The sequence below is a fragment of the Psychroflexus longus genome, from assembly GCF_020164595.1.
GTDB classification, from domain to species: Bacteria; Bacteroidota; Bacteroidia; order Flavobacteriales; family Flavobacteriaceae; genus Psychroflexus; species Psychroflexus longus.
Map to the genome: position 1 here is coordinate 59,524 of NZ_JAIQZE010000006.1, position 16,593 is coordinate 76,116.

Below are 16,593 nucleotides of genomic sequence, written 5' to 3' on the forward strand. Positions count from 1 at the left end.
TACTCTAACTTAAATCAAAAAGCTTTAATTTTAATCAGAATAGTTTTATTAAAACTAAGTACTTGATTCTTATAATCACGACATGTCTTTTTGTCTTATAATTTCCTACTTAATGCGTCATTTTGTCTTGTAAGTGTTTCGGTATATGTTTTGAAATATGAGTTAAAAAAAACAACACAATGGACTTTAAAAACTTTACCATAAAAACTCAGGAAGCCGTTCAGAAAGCTCAGCTTCTTGCGCAAGAATTAGGGCATCAGCAAATTGAAAACGAGCATTTATTCAAAGCTATTTCTGAAGTTGATGAAAATGTAACTCCTTTTATTCTAAAGAAATTAAATGTAAATACTCAATTATTTTTGCAAATTCTCGATAAAAATATAGAAAGCTTTCCAAAAGTATCAGGTGGAGATATAGCGCTATCAAGAGAAGCTTACAAGACCATCAATGAAGCGAGTATCGTTGCCAAAAAGATGAAGGATGAATATGTTTCTATAGAACATCTCATCTTAGCCATTTTTAAAAGTAAAAGCAAAGTAACTCAAGTTCTAAAAGATCAGGGAGTTACAGAAAAAGCTCTGGAAGCTGCAATACAGGAACTACGAAAAGGGGATCGAGTCACTTCTCAAAGTGCAGAAGACAATTATAATTCTTTAGATAAGTATGCCAATAATCTCAATAAAATGGCAGAGGAAGGTAAATTGGACCCTGTCATAGGAAGAGATGAAGAAATAAGAAGAATACTTCAAATTTTATCGAGAAGAACCAAAAATAACCCGATGCTGGTTGGTGAACCCGGTACAGGTAAAACTGCAATTGCAGAAGGATTAGCTCACAGAATTATTGCTGGAGATGTTCCAGAGAATTTAAAATCTAAAAAAATCTATAGCCTGGATATGGGCGCCTTAATTGCTGGTGCTAAGTATAAAGGTGAATTTGAAGAACGATTGAAATCAGTTATCAAAGAAGTAACTACGAGTGACGGAGATATCGTTTTATTCATAGATGAAATTCACACACTTGTTGGCGCTGGTGGTGGTGAAGGTGCAATGGATGCTGCTAATATTTTAAAACCTGCCCTAGCCAGAGGTGAACTGAGAGCCATAGGTGCTACAACTTTAGATGAATTTCAAAAGTACTTTGAAAAAGATAAAGCCCTTGAAAGACGTTTTCAAAAGGTTACTGTTAATGAGCCAGATACAGAAAGTGCCATCTCTATCTTGAGAGGTATTAAAGAAAAATATGAAACCCATCACAAAGTAAGAATTAAAGACGAAGCTATTATTGGAGCAGTCGAACTTTCGCAACGCTACATTACCAATAGGTTCTTACCAGATAAAGCTATTGACTTAATGGATGAAGCTGCATCCAAATTAAGAATGGAAATCAATTCCAAGCCCGAAGAGCTTGATGTTCTTGACCGAAAAGTAATGCAGTTGGAAATTGAAATTGAAGCTATCAAGCGTGAGAAAGACGATACAAAATTAAAATCATTGAGAGCAGATTTAGCTGACCTCAAAGAAGAACGCAATACACTACACGCTCGCTGGAAGAATGAAAAAGATATTGTAGATCACATTCAAAAAGTAAAAACTGACATTGAGAATTTCAAACTCGAAGCTGAGCGTGCAGAACGTGAAGGAGATTATGGAAAAGTGGCTGAAATTCGCTACGGAAAGATAAAAGAAGCTCAGGAGAAACTGGAAGAACTTCAGAATGAAGTTGAAGACCAGAAATCTGAAAACACGCTGATCAAAGAAGAAGTAGATTATGAAGATATCGCAGAGGTAGTCGCCAAATGGACTGGAATTCCAGTCACCAAAATGCTACAATCAGATCGTGAGAAACTTCTCAAGCTGGAAGATGAGCTTCACAATAGAGTTGTTGGACAAGACGAAGCCATACAGGCTGTTTCTGATGCTGTAAGAAGAAGCAGAGCAGGATTGCAAGATCAAAATAGACCAATAGGTTCTTTTCTATTCTTAGGGACTACTGGTGTAGGTAAAACTGAATTAGCCAAGGCTCTTGCAGAATACATGTTTGATGATGAAAGCTCAATGACGAGGATAGATATGAGTGAATATCAAGAAAGACACTCTGTAAGTCGTCTTGTTGGAGCGCCTCCGGGATATGTTGGATATGAGGAAGGCGGACAATTGACAGAAGCTGTAAGGAGAAAACCTTACTCTGTTATTCTGTTGGACGAAATTGAGAAAGCACATCCGGATACATTCAATATTTTATTGCAAGTTTTAGATGAGGGCCGATTAACCGATAACAAGGGACGACTAGCTGATTTCAAAAATTCAATCATAGTAATGACTTCAAATATTGGTAGTCACATCATTCAGGAAAAATATGATGCAACAGAAGACGTAGATTCAGCTATGGAAAGCGCAAAAGTTGAAGTTCTTGGTCTATTAAAACAAAGTGTGAGACCAGAATTTCTTAATAGAATTGATGATGTGGTTATGTTTGCACCACTTTCAAAAGACGATATAAAAGAAATTGTTCAACTACAAATCAATAATTTGAAAAAAATGTTGATGAAGCAGGGAATCACAATAGACGCTACTGAAGAAGCTATCGGTTATTTAGCTAAAGTCGGATTTGATCCACAATACGGTGCAAGACCTGTAAAGAGAACCATTCAAAAAGAAGTGTTGAATATGCTTTCAAAAGAAATTCTAGCCGAGAAAATAAAAACAGATAGCATTATCCTGCTGGATCAGTTTGACGGAAAACTTATTTTCAGAAATCAATAATTCAGCTACTTATTAGTTTTATAATCTAAAAGCCCGTGTCATAATTCTAAAACGGGCTTTTATGATTATATTCAATTAATAAACTAATCAATCCAAGTCTTATAGATAGTATAGTTTTCAGCAGTGCGTTTTATCATTTCTAAATTTTCTTCAGAAGTGGTTTTTAGTTTTTTGGCAGGTATACCTGCGTAAACTGAATTGGCTTCTACCCTTTTGCCAGTGGTCACAATCGCTCCTGCTGCAATGATACTTCCACTTTCGATAACTGCATGATCCATCACAATTGCTCCCATTCCTATGAGAACATCATCATGAATAGTACAGCCATGAACTATAGCTTTATGACCAATGGATACTCTATTACCAATTTTGGTTGATGCTTTTTTATAAGTGCAGTGAATTACTGCCCCATCTTGAATATTCGTATCATGACCAATATCAATACTATTCACATCTCCTCGTATAACAGCATTATACCATACGCTGCAATTTTCACCCATATTAACTTCACCTACAACTGTAGAATTATCTGCCAAAAAACAGGATGCGGGGATTTTAGGAGATTTACCTTTTATTGATTGTATTAAGGCCATATTATTTACTTAAATACATTTTTCGTCTTCCATAAAGTTCATAAAATGTATCATCTTTCAAACTATCGATGAATAAAATACTTTCTCCTGTACTTTTCATTTCAGGGCCAAGTTGCTTGTTGACATTGTGAAATTTATCAAAAGAAAATACCGGTTGTTTTATCGCATATCCCTCCAACTGTGGATCAAAATTAAAGTCACTTAATTTGTTATGTCCCAGCATGATTTTAGTAGCATAATTCACATAAGGCTCCTTGTAAGCTTTTGCGATGAAAGGAACTGTCCGCGACGCTCTAGGGTTGGCTTCTATGATGTATACGTTATCGTCTTTGATCGCAAACTGGACGTTAAGTAATCCAACTGTATTGAGTGCCAAAGCAATTTTTCTGGTATGGTCTCTAATCTGTTCAAGAACCAAATCTCCTAAGTTAAATGGTGGTAAAAGCGCATTGGAATCTCCAGAGTGGATGCCGCAAGGTTCTATATGCTCCATGATTCCAATAATATAAACATCTTCACCATCACAAATCGCGTCGGCTTCTGCCTCTATTGCTCCATCCAGATAATGATCAAGAAGGAGTTTATTGTTAGGTGTTTTTCTCAATAAATCAACTACATGAGTTTCGAGCTCTTTCTTGTTAATAACTATTTTCATTCCTTGACCTCCTAGAACGTAAGAAGGTCTAACAAGAATTGGGAAGTCCAATTCTTCAGCAAGGGCTAAAGCTTCATCAGCAGTTTCTGCTACACCAAATTCTGGGTATGGAATATTATTCTCTTGTAATAATTTTGAAAAACTTCCTCGGTCTTCTGCTAGATCAAGAGCTTCATAACTAGTTCCAAGAATTTTAACGCCGTATCGGCTCAGCTTTTCAGCAAGTTTTAAGGCAGTTTGGCCACCAAGCTGAACAATGACACCTTCAGGCTTTTCATGCTTTATGATATCATAAATATGCTCCCAAAAAACAGGCTCAAAATAAAGTTTATCCGCAGTATCAAAATCAGTTGAAACAGTTTCTGGATTACAGTTAATCATTATAGTCTCATAACCGCATTCTGCAGCTGCCATCACACCATGCACACAACAGTAATCGAACTCTATGCCCTGCCCTATTCTATTTGGTCCAGAACCAAGGACAATGATTTTCTTTTTGCCTGTCACTATACTTTCATTAGTATTTACCTTCTCGCCTTCAGCAGTGATGACGTCTGCTTCAAATGTGGAATAATAATAAGGCGTTTGAGCCTCAAATTCTGCAGCACAGGTATCTACAAGCTTATATATTCTATTAACGTCTAATTCTTCACGTTTACTGTAAACTTCGCTCTCCAGACATTTCAACATGTGAGCAATTTGCCTATCTGCAAAACCTTTCTGTTTTGCCTCAAGCATCAATTCTCTTGTAATAGTTTTTATGGTATAATTTGAAATTTCTACTTCAAGGCTGTACAACTCTTCATATTGCTTAAGAAACCACATGTCAATTTTTGTGATTTCATGAATTCTACTTAATGGTATTCCTAATTGTATGGCATCATAAATCACAAAAACCCTGTCCCAACTCGCATATTCCAATTTACTGAGGATTTGATTGTAATCAGTATAGCTTTTTCCATCAGCTCCTAGTCCATTTCTTTTGATTTCTAGAGATTGAGTTGCTTTATGTAAAGCTTCTTGAAATGAACGACCTATTCCCATAACTTCACCAACAGACTTCATCTGCAAACCTAAAGTTCTATCAGAACCCTCAAATTTGTCAAAATTCCACCTTGGTATTTTGACTATCACATAATCAAGTGTTGGTTCAAAAAATGCCGATGTCGTTTGTGTAATTTGGTTTTGAAGTTCATCTAGATGATATCCTATTGCTAATTTTGAAGCTACTTTGGCAATGGGGTATCCCGTTGCTTTTGAAGCTAATGCTGATGATCTTGAAACACGGGGATTAATTTCAATGGCTATAATATCTTCTTTTTCATCTGGACTTACTGCAAATTGAACATTACACCCTCCTGCGAAATCACCGATATTTCTCATCATCTTGATGGCCATATCCCTCATTTTTTGATAGGTCTTATCACTCAAGGTCATGGCTGGAGCTACAGTAATAGAATCTCCAGTATGGATTCCCATAGGATCCATATTTTCAATACTACATATGATAGTTACATTATCATTTCGATCTCTTAATAATTCCAGCTCAAACTCTTTCCAACCCAACAATGCCTTGTCAATAATTACTTCATGAATGGGAGAAGCTTCCAATCCTCTGGTAAGTAATTCTTCAAACTGCTCTTCTTTGTATACAATCGAGGCTCCACTTCCTCCAAGTGTAAAGGATGCTCTTATCACTAGTGGAAAACCAAACTCTTGTGCAACTTCTTTACCTTGTAGAAATGAGGTCACAGTTTTGGAAGGAGCAACTCCTACTCCTATATCCTGCATCAATTTTCTAAACTTTTCTCTGTCCTCTGTAATGTTAATCGCATCAATATCAACACCTGTTATTTTAACACCAAAATCTTCCCAAATGCCTTTGTCGTCAGCTTCAATGCAGAGATTTAACGCTGTTTGACCTCCCATAGTCGGCAGAACAGCATCAATTTCAGGATGATTTTTTAGGATTTCAATAATCGATTTTGTTGTGAGTGGTTTTAAATAGACATGATCTGCCATCGAAGGATCCGTCATGATTGTTGCAGGGTTGCTGTTTATCAAGATGGTTTTTATCCCTTCTTCCCGAAGAGATCTCAATGACTGTGAACCTGCATAGTCAAATTCACAAGCTTGGCCTATCACAATAGGGCCAGAACCTATTATGAGCATTGTTTTGATGTTGTTGTTTTTTGGCATATTAGAAGACTTTAATAATGAAACTATTGGATATAAAAAAAGGCGTTGCGAAAAGCAACACCTTTATAATGTGAAATTAATCAATCATTTTATCTCTTTCTTAAACTCATTTCTGAAGAAACACTTAATTTCTTTCTTCCTTTAGCTCTTCTCCTCTTTAGAACTTTACGACCATTTACAGACGACATTCTCTCTCTGAAACCGTGCTTGTTCTTTCTCTTTTTATTGGAAGGTTGAAAAGTTCTTTTCATTATTTTATGACTTTAAAAGTATTATTTATTTTTTAAAAACTGCGTGCAAATATACGATTCATTTTTAGTTTTACAAGACTTGGAGTAAAGTTTTTTTCATTTGTTTTTGCTAGATTTGCACCTAAATATAAAAATATGTTTAACAAGAACTTCAAACTCATAATAGCGGTATTAATTATTGCTTTTGGTGTATATCAAATTGTAGAAAGTAACATTGGAAATGGAATAGCTCTCATTCTACTCTCTGGTATATTTATTTTCTTATACTTTAAAAATGAAATGATTTTATTAGCATTTTTAAGATTAAGGAAACAAGATTTTGAAGGTGCCCGTAAATGGTTGGATAAAATTAAAAATCCGGAATCAGCATTAACTCAAAAACAACAAGGTTACTTTAATTATATACACGGTTTGTTGCTTTCGCAAACCAATATGACTAAGGCTGAAAAATACTTCAAAAGAGCCATTAAACTTGGATTATCTATGAATCAGGATTTAGCAATTGCAAAACTGAATCTCGCAGGCATTGCAATGACCAAGCGCAGAAAGCGTGAAGCACAACTTCTACTCAAGGAGGCAAAATCTCTTGATAAACATGGAATGCTCAATGAGCAGATTCAAATGATGAAAAAGCAGATGAAACGCTTTTAAATCTTGTATTATCTACAGTACTTTTTTCTATAATTTGATGGTGATAATCCAGAATGCTTCACAAATGCATTCGTAAAGCTGGAATTGGATGTATAACCGAGGTCGAATGCTATTTCCTTCACTGTTTGATAAGTATTTGTCAGCTTAGACGATGCCAGCTTCATTTTTTCGTCAAATATGTATTGATACGGGGTCATTCCTACTTCTTTGGCAAACTCTCTGATGAAATGGAATTTACTCCAACCGGAAACACGTATAAGTTCATCAGTTTTGATCTCTTGATTGATATTGGTATCAATATATTCTAAAGCGCGTTTAATAGGTTTAGAATACTTGTGTTCTTCCGGTTGTTCGTCTGATTTTTTATGGTTGTCTAAACTCGCCTTTTTATTGTAAAGAGCAAGCTCTATATTATTGATGATATCTATTTCCCTGAAGGGTTTAGACAGGTAACCTACTGGTTTGGTAGTTTGTATTCGTTTCAAGGTCTCGACATCGGTATATCCAGTTATGTAAATGAAAGGAATATTTACTTTAGAATTCAAGTATGAACCTATTTGAATACCTTCATATTTCTTATGAAGATCGATGTCTAAAAGGATTAGCTCTGGCTTAAATGTGTCGAGATTTTTGATACAACAGGAGTAACTGTCACATATATCAACATCAAATCCGTTGTTGTCTAAAATGGATTTAATTTCATAAGAAACGAGCTTATCGTCTTCTACTACTAGTACTTTTGTTTTCATAGGATTGGGAATGATAGTCTTACAAATTTCTTTTTATAATTGAATTTACCTTTAAGCTGCATAACCATAAGATCAAATATCTTGTATTGATCTTCAAATAATTCGTGGAAATTCTCATGATTATCTATACTTGAGAAAGAGAATTTAAAAAATACTTTATTGTCTTTATGTGAGATCTCAATTGTAAGAGTGTCATCTAGTTTTTTTCTAAAATCATTGATCTCAACGAGTATATAACTCAAAAGCAACAAATTATCTACATCTACATCAACTTCTGAAATTTCAATTAAATCAAAATCAATTTTTGGGGTTGAAGTTTGGAGGTATTGAAAAAATTGGAGCATAAAAGATTGAAGAGATACTAAAGAATCCTCAGAAAGAGACTCTCCTTTGCTGCTTCTGTAATATAAATCATAAACATGTGTAAGGGCAAAAACTCGATCTACAATTACCTTTTTATCATCAAAATAAGACCTGTTTGTCGAGGTCTGTATATTCATTAAACTAAGTTGAGTTTGTAAATTGTTTTTAAATCTGTGAAGTGTTTTATCAAGGACTTCCCTTAGTTTTTCATGATCTTCTTTGATTTCATTGGTCATAAGATGATATTCTAAAATTGGTTATAACAAATATAATATTTTAAAAATAATAAGTTCATAATTATTGCTATATAAGCTGAAAGATTGATTAAGTAAATGGTAATTAAATTACTTAAATTTAAAAATTAACAATAATTCATCTCATATTGAAAAAAATTACGCTGATATTATTTTTTTCATTTTCGGTTTTCTCCCAAAATACTAAGGAAATCGACAGCATTCTTTTTTCCGAAATGTTAGCTATTCATCATGAAGAATTCCAAAGAAAATCTTCTTTGGATTTTCACAGAGGCAATCATGAATCCTCTGAAGAATATTTCAATTCATTGGTAGACCTTAAATTGAAAGGAACTATTATGGACAATTTTAAAGTTTTAGATGTAGAACAAAAGATTAATCATATTCACGACATAAAGAAACCTTTCTATTTGATGAGCTATGCATCCTGGTGTGTTCCCAGCAATGGCGAATTAGAAGCTTTAAAGTTATTGGTTGAAGAGCATTCTGACTGGTTGGACTTTGCTCTCATCATGTGGGATAAAAAAGAAGATGCATTAAAATTTTCAAAGCAGTACCATCCTAAAATTAAAGTTTTTTATGTTGATGAATTAAGTAATACTGAAACTAAAACCATTAAAATACTCAAACACAAACTTGGCCTTCCAATTTCATTAGCGGTTTGCAGTGACAAAACGATTTTAAATATCAGAAAAAACACTCAAATTCATCCTTCAGTAGATAAAGACATCGCCGTAAAAAAATGCTTTGATGACATTTCTAAAGATATTGAACTTTTACAAAAACATGAAAGCTTTAAATTATTTTCCATCAGCCCATTCTAAAACTTTGGTTAGTCGAAAAAACTTAAACAAAGATTTTATAATACTTTTCAAATGCTCTACCAACACTGGAATAGGCCTAATGATTTTAAGAAAGTAAATTTCCTGACAAGTTTTTCGCCTAACGAATTTTTGTTAACGCAGTATTTAAGGTAAAACTTTCAGCTTGAATTTGTGATTTGCGCTCCGTTGCATGAATCCAAAACTTAAATAATTAGACAATTACAACTCCCAAGTCATAATTGAGAAAGCTAGAAAAGTATCCATCAATTATGAAATATTAGATAAATGAGTTTTTAGCGTATTTTATTTTAAAACTTTAATGTTGTACTCTTTTTTAGAATAATTATCTAAGTGCTTATCTCGTAACCAAGGATTATGAACTTTAAGTGTCTTATAATTCATGTCAAATTTTTCTGCAAACTTTACAAAATCAGTGACAGCTGTATCTATACTAACTTCCTTAATAGGTTCGATGTCATAAAGATCTTTTTCTTCAAAGTGAAACCCAAATTCTCTGGCGTTAGATAATATATGCTTTAAGGCAATAATTCTAAAGACATATCTAGAAGTCTCTGGATTTAGCAAAAGGTCATAATAATCTTCAACTTCCTGACGCTTCAATTCTCTGGAGATACCTCTATTGCCCGCGTTGTAGGAAGCTGCCGCAAGCGTCCAGGTTCCAAAGCGTTCCTTGGAATTAATAAGATACTGGCAAGCGACTCTAGTGGCTTTTTCAATGTGGTATCTTTCATCAACATTGTTATTGACTTCGAGGCCATAGTCTGTAGCAGTCGATTTCATAATCTGCCAAAAACCGGTGGCTCCAGCCGGGGAAACCACATGTTCTAAACCACTTTCTGCTACAGCTAAATATTTAAAATCGTCTGGCACACCATACTCCTCAAGAATAGGTTCGATGATGGGAAAATATTTGTTTGACCTCTTGATGAGTAGCAAAGCATTTGACTGCCAATATGTATTTACAAGCAATTCTTTATCCAGACGTTCTCTTACATCTGGTATTTCTAAAGGTGTTCTTTCTCCGGCAAAATCAATCTGTTCGGGCAGATCGATTGCAAATACATTATAATCATTTTTGAACGTCTTATCAGGACTATTGTTTTCCACTTTTTCTTCTTCAGAAGTTATAAAACTTGTTATTGCAAAATAAGTCCCAAAGGTCAGTGAGATGACTCCTAATGTAAATATTGACTTTTTAAAAAAAGTATTTAGTTTCATATATGTATAATTTTTTTTGAATTTATTTTTCCTTTCATTATCAATTCAGGTAAATGAGTATTAAACCATTTGAACTTCATAAGTATCATTATATGTGTTCCTTTGGGAATAACAATACAATCTTGGATATTTTTTATGGGAAACACTAAATCATCCTCTCCGTGAATATGAATTATTCCCTCGGGTGGCTTCTCTTGATTCCAACATAGCATTTCCTTAATAGCCCAATCCAAATAGTTTTTATCATTGACTGATAAGTATTGTTGATAAAGTTTAAGTCTTTTCCTGACTAAATCACCCAAAGGCAACTTTTCAATTTGAGTTATATAGTTGAGAAGACTTGTTGGCAAAACTCTGTAAACACCGGTATCCCTTGCGAATTTCATTCGTTTAGGTAACTCATGCTTAGTTTTCACACTTGAAATAATAATGAGTCTTTTAACTTTTATAAACTTACTCATTTCTTGCACCAAAACGCCACCAAAAGACACACCAATCAAGACAACAGGTTCGTCTTTAACCACCTGTTCTGCCATACGTTCGGCATAGTCTGATAATGATTCCTCATTTTCGGGGATTTTCCATGATAACCAAATGATTTTGAATTCATCGCTCGGTAAAACAATCCTTTCAAATACCGATGGATTTGCCGCCATACCAGGCATCATGTACACCTTAATCACCACTTTTATATTTTAATATAATCAATTGCAAAAATAGGGTTTAAATTTATTGTTTACCTTTGTATCTCAATAAATTAATTAACATAGCCACAAGCTTTGTGAGGTAATTTTCTAAATTAAATTTTACAAATCTTTGAAATATGAATAAAGACTTTGAAGTAACCAAAAACGAGTTTCAAAGGCAGTACGAAACAAAAATCGATGGTGAACTTTTAGCTGTTGAATTTTCTGAACATGACCGTAAAATTTTTTTAACAAAACTTACAATTCCTGAACAATTTATAGATTCAGAAATTCAAAATTTATTTTTTTCAAAAATCTTAGATAGTTTTATTGATACCCGCATCAAGGTAATGCCTACTTCTCCTGAAGTCGCAAAATTTTTCAGAAAAAACAGACTTAAATACAAAGATTTATTACCTGCAGGAATAACGATCTGAAGCTTTTAAAAACACCTATTATATCCAATTAAATTGAGGCTTTCAACAATTTATAAGCAAATGGTATTATCCCTCCCAATATCATTTTGTTTACTTAAATTCGCGCGTTGAAATTGCTATGAAGAAAAAAGAAGAATTTATTGAAGTCCTTGGGGCTAGAGTCCATAATTTAAAAGACATTGACGTTAACATACCTAGAAATAAACTTGTGGTCATCACAGGCTTATCTGGTTCTGGAAAATCGTCTCTTGCGTTCGACACCATCTATGCTGAAGGCCAGCGTAGATATATAGAGACCTTTTCTGCTTATGCCAGGCAGTTTTTAGGAGGTTTGGAACGGCCTGATGTCGACAAAATTGATGGTCTTTCTCCTGTTATTGCTATAGAACAAAAAACCACCTCCAAAAGTCCTCGAAGTACAGTTGGAACCATCACTGAAATCTACGATTTTTTAAGACTCCTTTTTGCCAGAGTAGGAACTGCGTATAGTTATAAAACTGGTGAGAAAATGGTAAGCTTTACAGATGAACAAATTCAGAATAAGATTGTTGAAGACTTTAAGGGTAAACGAGTAAATATTTTAGCACCAATCATTCGTTCAAGAAAAGGACACTACAGAGAACTTTTTGAACAGATTGCAAAACAAGGTTTCCTGAAGGTGAGAATTGATGGAGAAATAAAAGACATTGAAAAAGGAATGAAAGTGGATCGCTATAAGATCCACGATATTGAGGTGGTCGTAGATCGACTCAAAGTAGATGATGACATCAATACCCATAAACGATTAAGTGAGAGTATTGCCACAGCGATGAAGCAAGGCAATAATGTTATGATGATCCTCGAACATGGCAAGGAAGATCCAAAATTCTTCAGTCGTAACCTAATGTGTCCTACAACAGGTATCTCCTACCCTAATCCCGAACCAAATAATTTTTCTTTTAACTCTCCAAAAGGTGCTTGCCCTAATTGTAACGGACTCGGTGAAGTTTTTGAAATAAATCTAGACAGAATTATTCCTGACCCTTCCCTATCCATAAAAGCAGGAGGGATTGAACCACATGGAAAGGAAAAGAAAAACAATTGGGTATTTAAACAGCTGCGTTCTATTGCAGAACATTTCAACTTTGAATTAACAGATCCAATTCAGGATATTCCCAAGGAGGCTTTAGATGTTATTCTTCACGGTGGTAAAGCCAGTTTTAAGAAATACAGCGAAACTTCAAAAGTGAGTAAAACCTTTAGTTATAATTTTGAAGGCGTTGCAAAATTCATTGAGGATACATTCAATCAAAAAGAATCTTCAGCATCTCTAAAGCGCTGGGCAAAAAAATACATGGATAAAAAACCATGTCAAACTTGCAATGGAAGCCGATTGAGGAAGGAATCTCTTTATTACAAGATAGACGAAAAAAATATGGCAGATATTGTCAATATGGATGTTGATGAACTAGTAGATTTTTTCAAAAATATCTTGGGAAGGTTTAGTGAAAGTGAACAAAAGATAGCTGAGGAGATCATCAAAGAAATCAAAACCAGGCTCTCATTTTTGGAAGACGTTGGACTGAATTATCTCAACTTAAACCGAGGATCTAAAACTTTATCTGGTGGAGAAGCTCAGCGAATCCGATTGGCAACCCAAATTGGTTCTCAATTGGTCGGAGTTTTATACATTCTCGATGAACCAAGTATTGGTCTTCATCAGCGCGACAACGAAAAGCTTATCAATTCACTCGTTTCCTTACGGGATTTAGGGAATTCTATAATCGTCGTAGAACATGATAAAGACATGATAGAAAGAGCAGACCACGTTATAGACATTGGTCCGCATGCTGGGAAAAATGGTGGAGAAATCATAAGTGAAGGTGACCCCAAAACCATTCTCACACATGATACACTAACTGCAGATTATCTTTCCGGAAAGAGAGAAATTCAAATTCCAGAAAAAAGAAGAAAGGGAAATGGAAAACACTTACACTTAATGAATGCGACAGGGAACAATCTGAAAGATGTTTCCATTAAAATTCCTCTGGGTAAACTTATTGTTGTGACAGGGGTTTCCGGAAGTGGAAAATCAACACTCATTAATGATACGCTTTACCCTGTGCTGAATAATCATTTTTTCAATGGGAAAATGGAAGCTCTTCCACACAAAACAGTGAGAGGGCTCAAACATTTAGATAAGGTTATAGATATAAATCAATCACCAATTGGGAGAACTCCGCGTTCCAATCCAGCCACATATACTGGAGTTTTTGGTGAAATACGCAGTTTATTTGCAAAAACACCCGAAGCACTTATAAGAGGCTATAAGCCGGGAAGATTCAGTTTTAATGTGAAAGGTGGTCGCTGTGAAACTTGTGGTGGAGCGGGTGTAAAAGTCATCGAAATGAATTTTTTACCAGATGTTTACGTTGAATGTGAGACCTGCATGGGCAAGCGTTTTAACCGGGAAACTTTGGAAATTCGTTATAAAGGAAAATCAATAAGCGATGTTCTGCAAATGACTATTGATGAAGCGACGACCTTCTTTGAACCCATACCTAAAATCTACAGGAAATTAAAAACAATAAAGGATGTTGGTTTAGGTTATATCACCCTTGGTCAGCAAAGTACAACCTTATCTGGCGGTGAGGCACAGCGAATCAAACTCGCTACCGAGCTTTCAAAAATAAGTACCGGAAATACCTTTTATATTTTAGATGAACCTACAACAGGACTTCATTTTGAAGATATACGAGTACTTATGGAGGTCCTCCAGAAATTGGTTGATAAAGGAAATTCCGTGTTGATCATTGAACATAATATGGATGTGATTAAACTTGCAGACTATATTTTTGATATTGGCTATGAAGGAGGAAAAAAAGGTGGAGAATTAGTAGCAAAAGGTACTCCAGAACAAATCGCTAAAAACACTAAAAGTTACACTGCTCAATTTCTAAAAAAAGAACTTAAATAAAATAATATGGTCGATAAACATCCTAAAAACTGGAATGAAATAAAAACAAACGATAGCTGGGCTTTATTCAAAATTATGAGTGAATTCGTTTATGGTTATGAACGCTTAAGCGAAATTGGACCCTGTGTCTCTGTTTTTGGGTCTGCAAGAACCAAGCCTGGTGAAAAGTACTACGAACTGGCTGTAAAAGTAGCCAATAAAATAGTGGATCAGGGTTATGGTATCATCACCGGAGGCGGTCCAGGAATCATGGAAGCTGGTAATAAGGGAGCCAATTTAGGTGGCGGAACTTCTGTTGGACTCAATATCGACTTACCCTTTGAACAGCATGACAATCCTTATATTGATGCGAATAAAAACCTTGATTTTGATTACTTTTTTGTTAGAAAAGTGATGTTTGTCAAATATTCACAAGGCTTTGTGGTGATGCCTGGAGGTTTTGGGACTTTAGATGAACTCTTTGAAGCTATTACTCTTATTCAAACAAAAAAAATAGACAAGTTTCCTATCATTCTCGTTGGAACTGAATTCTGGAGTGGATTGCTAGATTGGATAAAAACTACTTTGGCCGAAAAGCTTAATACTGTGAGTATTGAAGATCTAGATCTCATAGAGCTTGTTGATACTGAAGATGAAGTCGTAGAAATTCTTGATAAATTTTACAATCAGTATGATTTGAGTCCAAATTTTTAATTCATGAAAAAAATAGTGTTTTTATTTTTTGCTCTTCTTTTCACCCAGTTGAGTTTTGGGCAATCAGAAATAAAGGCCATGTTTTATAATTTATTAGATTTTTCAAGTGCTCCACCAACCAATAGAGCAGAAATTCTGAATTCTATATTAAGTACTTATCACCCCGATTTATTTATGGTCTGCGAAGTTGAATCGCAAAACGATGCACAAAAGATTTTAAATGAATCATTTCTTTATACTTCTGAAGAAATAGCTCAATCGCCTTTTCTATTTAACTCCTCGGGAGCTTCTTTGATTCATCAATTGGTTTATTACAATTCTGAAAAGTTTACTTTGAAGTATACCGATCAAATAGAAACTAACGTTAGAAGTATAAATCACTATAGTTTTGTATTGAATACAAATTATAAAATAGAACTTGAGGTGTTTGTAGCTCATTTTAAAGCTTCTATAGGTTCTGAAAATGAACGTCTTTTTGAAGCGCAGCAATTCGTAGATTACATTCAGAATTTTCCAGAAGAAGCAAACATTCTTCTAGCAGGCGATTTTAATATGTATTCATCTTCTGAACCTGGATATCAGGTTTTATTGAATGGAACAAACGCTTTCAATATGATAGATCCTATAGATGAATCTGGAGATTGGAATAATAATGTCTCTTTTGCTGGAATCCATACCCAAAGTACACGCATAAGCAATGAAGAATTTGAAGGCTTTGGTGCTGGTGGGGGTTTAGATGACAGATTTGATATCATGTTGATTTCAGAAGTTATGAGTTCAAAAGCAAACACTATTTCTTATGTTGAAGATAGCTACAAAGCTTGGGGAAATAATTCCAATTGTTACAATAATAATATCAATAATAGTGATTGTGATGGAGAGTTTGGTTTAGAATTAAGAGAACTTCTTTATCAGATGAGCGACCACTTACCTGTTGTGATGAATCTGGCGATAAGTGATGAATTTCTTTCTAAACCATCATATAATATTGCAAATTCGGTAACATTTATTTCTGGTAATATTGTTTCACAAAATTTGAATCTGAAATTCAGTCCGGAATTATTGTTTTCAAGAAGTAAGATTTACAATATTTTAGGACAAGAAGTTTTTAATTTTACCGTTTCTAATACAAATGAATCGATCGATACTTCAACCCTATCAAGTGGTTTGTATTACTTAAAAATAGAGCAATTACCAACGACACAAAAATTTTACGTAAGCCATTGAGAAATAGATATTTATTATACGCTTTATTTTTATTCACTTTATTTTCTGTCT

Annotated in this window: 14 protein-coding genes; 7 read left to right on the forward strand and 7 right to left on the reverse strand. The window is 34.4% G+C overall.

Annotated features, from left to right (window positions below):
• Positions 1 to 179: 179 nt before the first annotated feature.
• The gene (clpB, locus tag LB452_RS07160; protein WP_224461052.1) at positions 180 to 2,765 is read left to right on the forward strand and encodes an ATP-dependent chaperone ClpB; all 2,586 of its coding nucleotides are present in this window, start codon (positions 180 to 182) and stop codon (positions 2,763 to 2,765) included.
• 83 nt (positions 2,766 to 2,848) lie between these two features.
• Here clpB and LB452_RS07165 read toward each other — a convergent pair whose 3' ends face one another.
• The 3 genes from LB452_RS07165 to rpmH all read right to left on the reverse strand — a co-directional run bounded on the left by LB452_RS07165 (position 2,849) and on the right by rpmH (position 6,463).
• Positions 2,849 to 3,358 (reverse strand): gamma carbonic anhydrase family protein, encoded by a 510-nt coding sequence (locus LB452_RS07165; RefSeq protein WP_224461053.1) that lies wholly within the window; start codon positions 3,356 to 3,358, stop codon positions 2,849 to 2,851.
• A 1-nt stretch (position 3,359) separates the two neighbouring features.
• Positions 3,360 to 6,212 carry a carbamoyl-phosphate synthase large subunit gene (carB, locus tag LB452_RS07170; protein WP_224461054.1) on the reverse strand — a complete coding sequence of 951 codons (2,853 nt, stop codon included), beginning with the start codon at positions 6,210 to 6,212 and terminating at the stop codon, positions 3,360 to 3,362.
• Positions 6,213 to 6,301: 89 nt separating this feature from the next.
• Positions 6,302 to 6,463 carry a 50S ribosomal protein L34 gene (gene rpmH, locus LB452_RS07175; protein ID WP_003438882.1) on the reverse strand — a complete coding sequence of 54 codons (162 nt, stop codon included), beginning with the start codon at positions 6,461 to 6,463 and terminating at the stop codon, positions 6,302 to 6,304.
• Between the two features lie 135 nt (positions 6,464 to 6,598).
• On the opposite strand from rpmH, the gene LB452_RS07180 reads away from it, so the two are divergent.
• On the forward strand, positions 6,599 to 7,114 hold the full coding sequence (locus LB452_RS07180) for a tetratricopeptide repeat protein (RefSeq protein WP_224461055.1): 516 nt from the start codon (positions 6,599 to 6,601) through the stop codon (positions 7,112 to 7,114).
• An 8-nt stretch (positions 7,115 to 7,122) separates the two neighbouring features.
• On the opposite strand, the gene LB452_RS07185 is transcribed toward LB452_RS07180, so the two are convergent.
• Both LB452_RS07185 and LB452_RS07190 read right to left on the reverse strand, forming a co-directional pair.
• The gene (locus LB452_RS07185) at positions 7,123 to 7,863 is read right to left on the reverse strand and encodes a response regulator transcription factor (RefSeq protein WP_224461056.1); all 741 of its coding nucleotides are present in this window, start codon (positions 7,861 to 7,863) and stop codon (positions 7,123 to 7,125) included.
• Positions 7,860 to 8,462: a histidine kinase dimerization/phosphoacceptor domain -containing protein gene (locus LB452_RS07190; RefSeq protein WP_224461057.1), complete on the reverse strand. Its 603-nt coding sequence runs from the start codon at positions 8,460 to 8,462 to the stop codon at positions 7,860 to 7,862. Before LB452_RS07190 ends, LB452_RS07185 begins: the two co-directional genes overlap by 4 nt.
• 146 nt (positions 8,463 to 8,608) lie before the next feature.
• Between LB452_RS07190 and LB452_RS07195 the strand changes: the two genes are divergently transcribed.
• Positions 8,609 to 9,304 (forward strand): TlpA family protein disulfide reductase, encoded by a 696-nt coding sequence (locus LB452_RS07195; protein ID WP_224461058.1) that lies wholly within the window; start codon positions 8,609 to 8,611, stop codon positions 9,302 to 9,304.
• 303 nt (positions 9,305 to 9,607) lie between these two features.
• On the opposite strand, the gene LB452_RS07200 is transcribed toward LB452_RS07195, so the two are convergent.
• Together LB452_RS07200 and LB452_RS07205 are read right to left on the reverse strand one after the other, a co-directional pair.
• Entirely contained in the window at positions 9,608 to 10,543 is a 936-nt protein-coding gene (locus tag LB452_RS07200; protein ID WP_224461059.1) for a lytic transglycosylase domain-containing protein, read from the reverse strand.
• A complete protein-coding gene (locus tag LB452_RS07205; RefSeq protein WP_224461145.1) occupies positions 10,540 to 11,208 on the reverse strand; it encodes an alpha/beta hydrolase family protein in 669 nt (222 codons plus the stop codon). Before LB452_RS07205 ends, LB452_RS07200 begins: the two co-directional genes overlap by 4 nt.
• Positions 11,209 to 11,366: 158 nt before the next feature.
• Here LB452_RS07205 and LB452_RS07210 point away from each other — a divergent pair, with 158 nt between their 5' ends.
• The 4 genes from LB452_RS07210 to LB452_RS07225 all read left to right on the forward strand — a co-directional run bounded on the left by LB452_RS07210 (position 11,367) and on the right by LB452_RS07225 (position 16,542).
• Positions 11,367 to 11,666, forward strand: a complete 300-nt coding sequence (locus LB452_RS07210; RefSeq protein WP_224461060.1) for a GNAT family N-acetyltransferase — start codon at positions 11,367 to 11,369, stop codon at positions 11,664 to 11,666.
• 118 nt (positions 11,667 to 11,784) lie between these two features.
• Positions 11,785 to 14,622: an excinuclease ABC subunit UvrA gene (gene uvrA / locus LB452_RS07215; RefSeq protein WP_224461061.1), complete on the forward strand. Its 2,838-nt coding sequence runs from the start codon at positions 11,785 to 11,787 to the stop codon at positions 14,620 to 14,622.
• A 6-nt stretch (positions 14,623 to 14,628) separates the two neighbouring features.
• Positions 14,629 to 15,315, forward strand: coding sequence for an LOG family protein (locus tag LB452_RS07220; protein ID WP_224461062.1), 687 nt, complete (start codon positions 14,629 to 14,631; stop codon positions 15,313 to 15,315).
• Between the two features lie 3 nt (positions 15,316 to 15,318).
• A complete protein-coding gene (locus LB452_RS07225) occupies positions 15,319 to 16,542 on the forward strand; it encodes a T9SS type A sorting domain-containing protein (RefSeq protein WP_224461063.1) in 1,224 nt (407 codons plus the stop codon).
• The last annotated feature ends 51 nt before the right edge of the window (positions 16,543 to 16,593 follow it).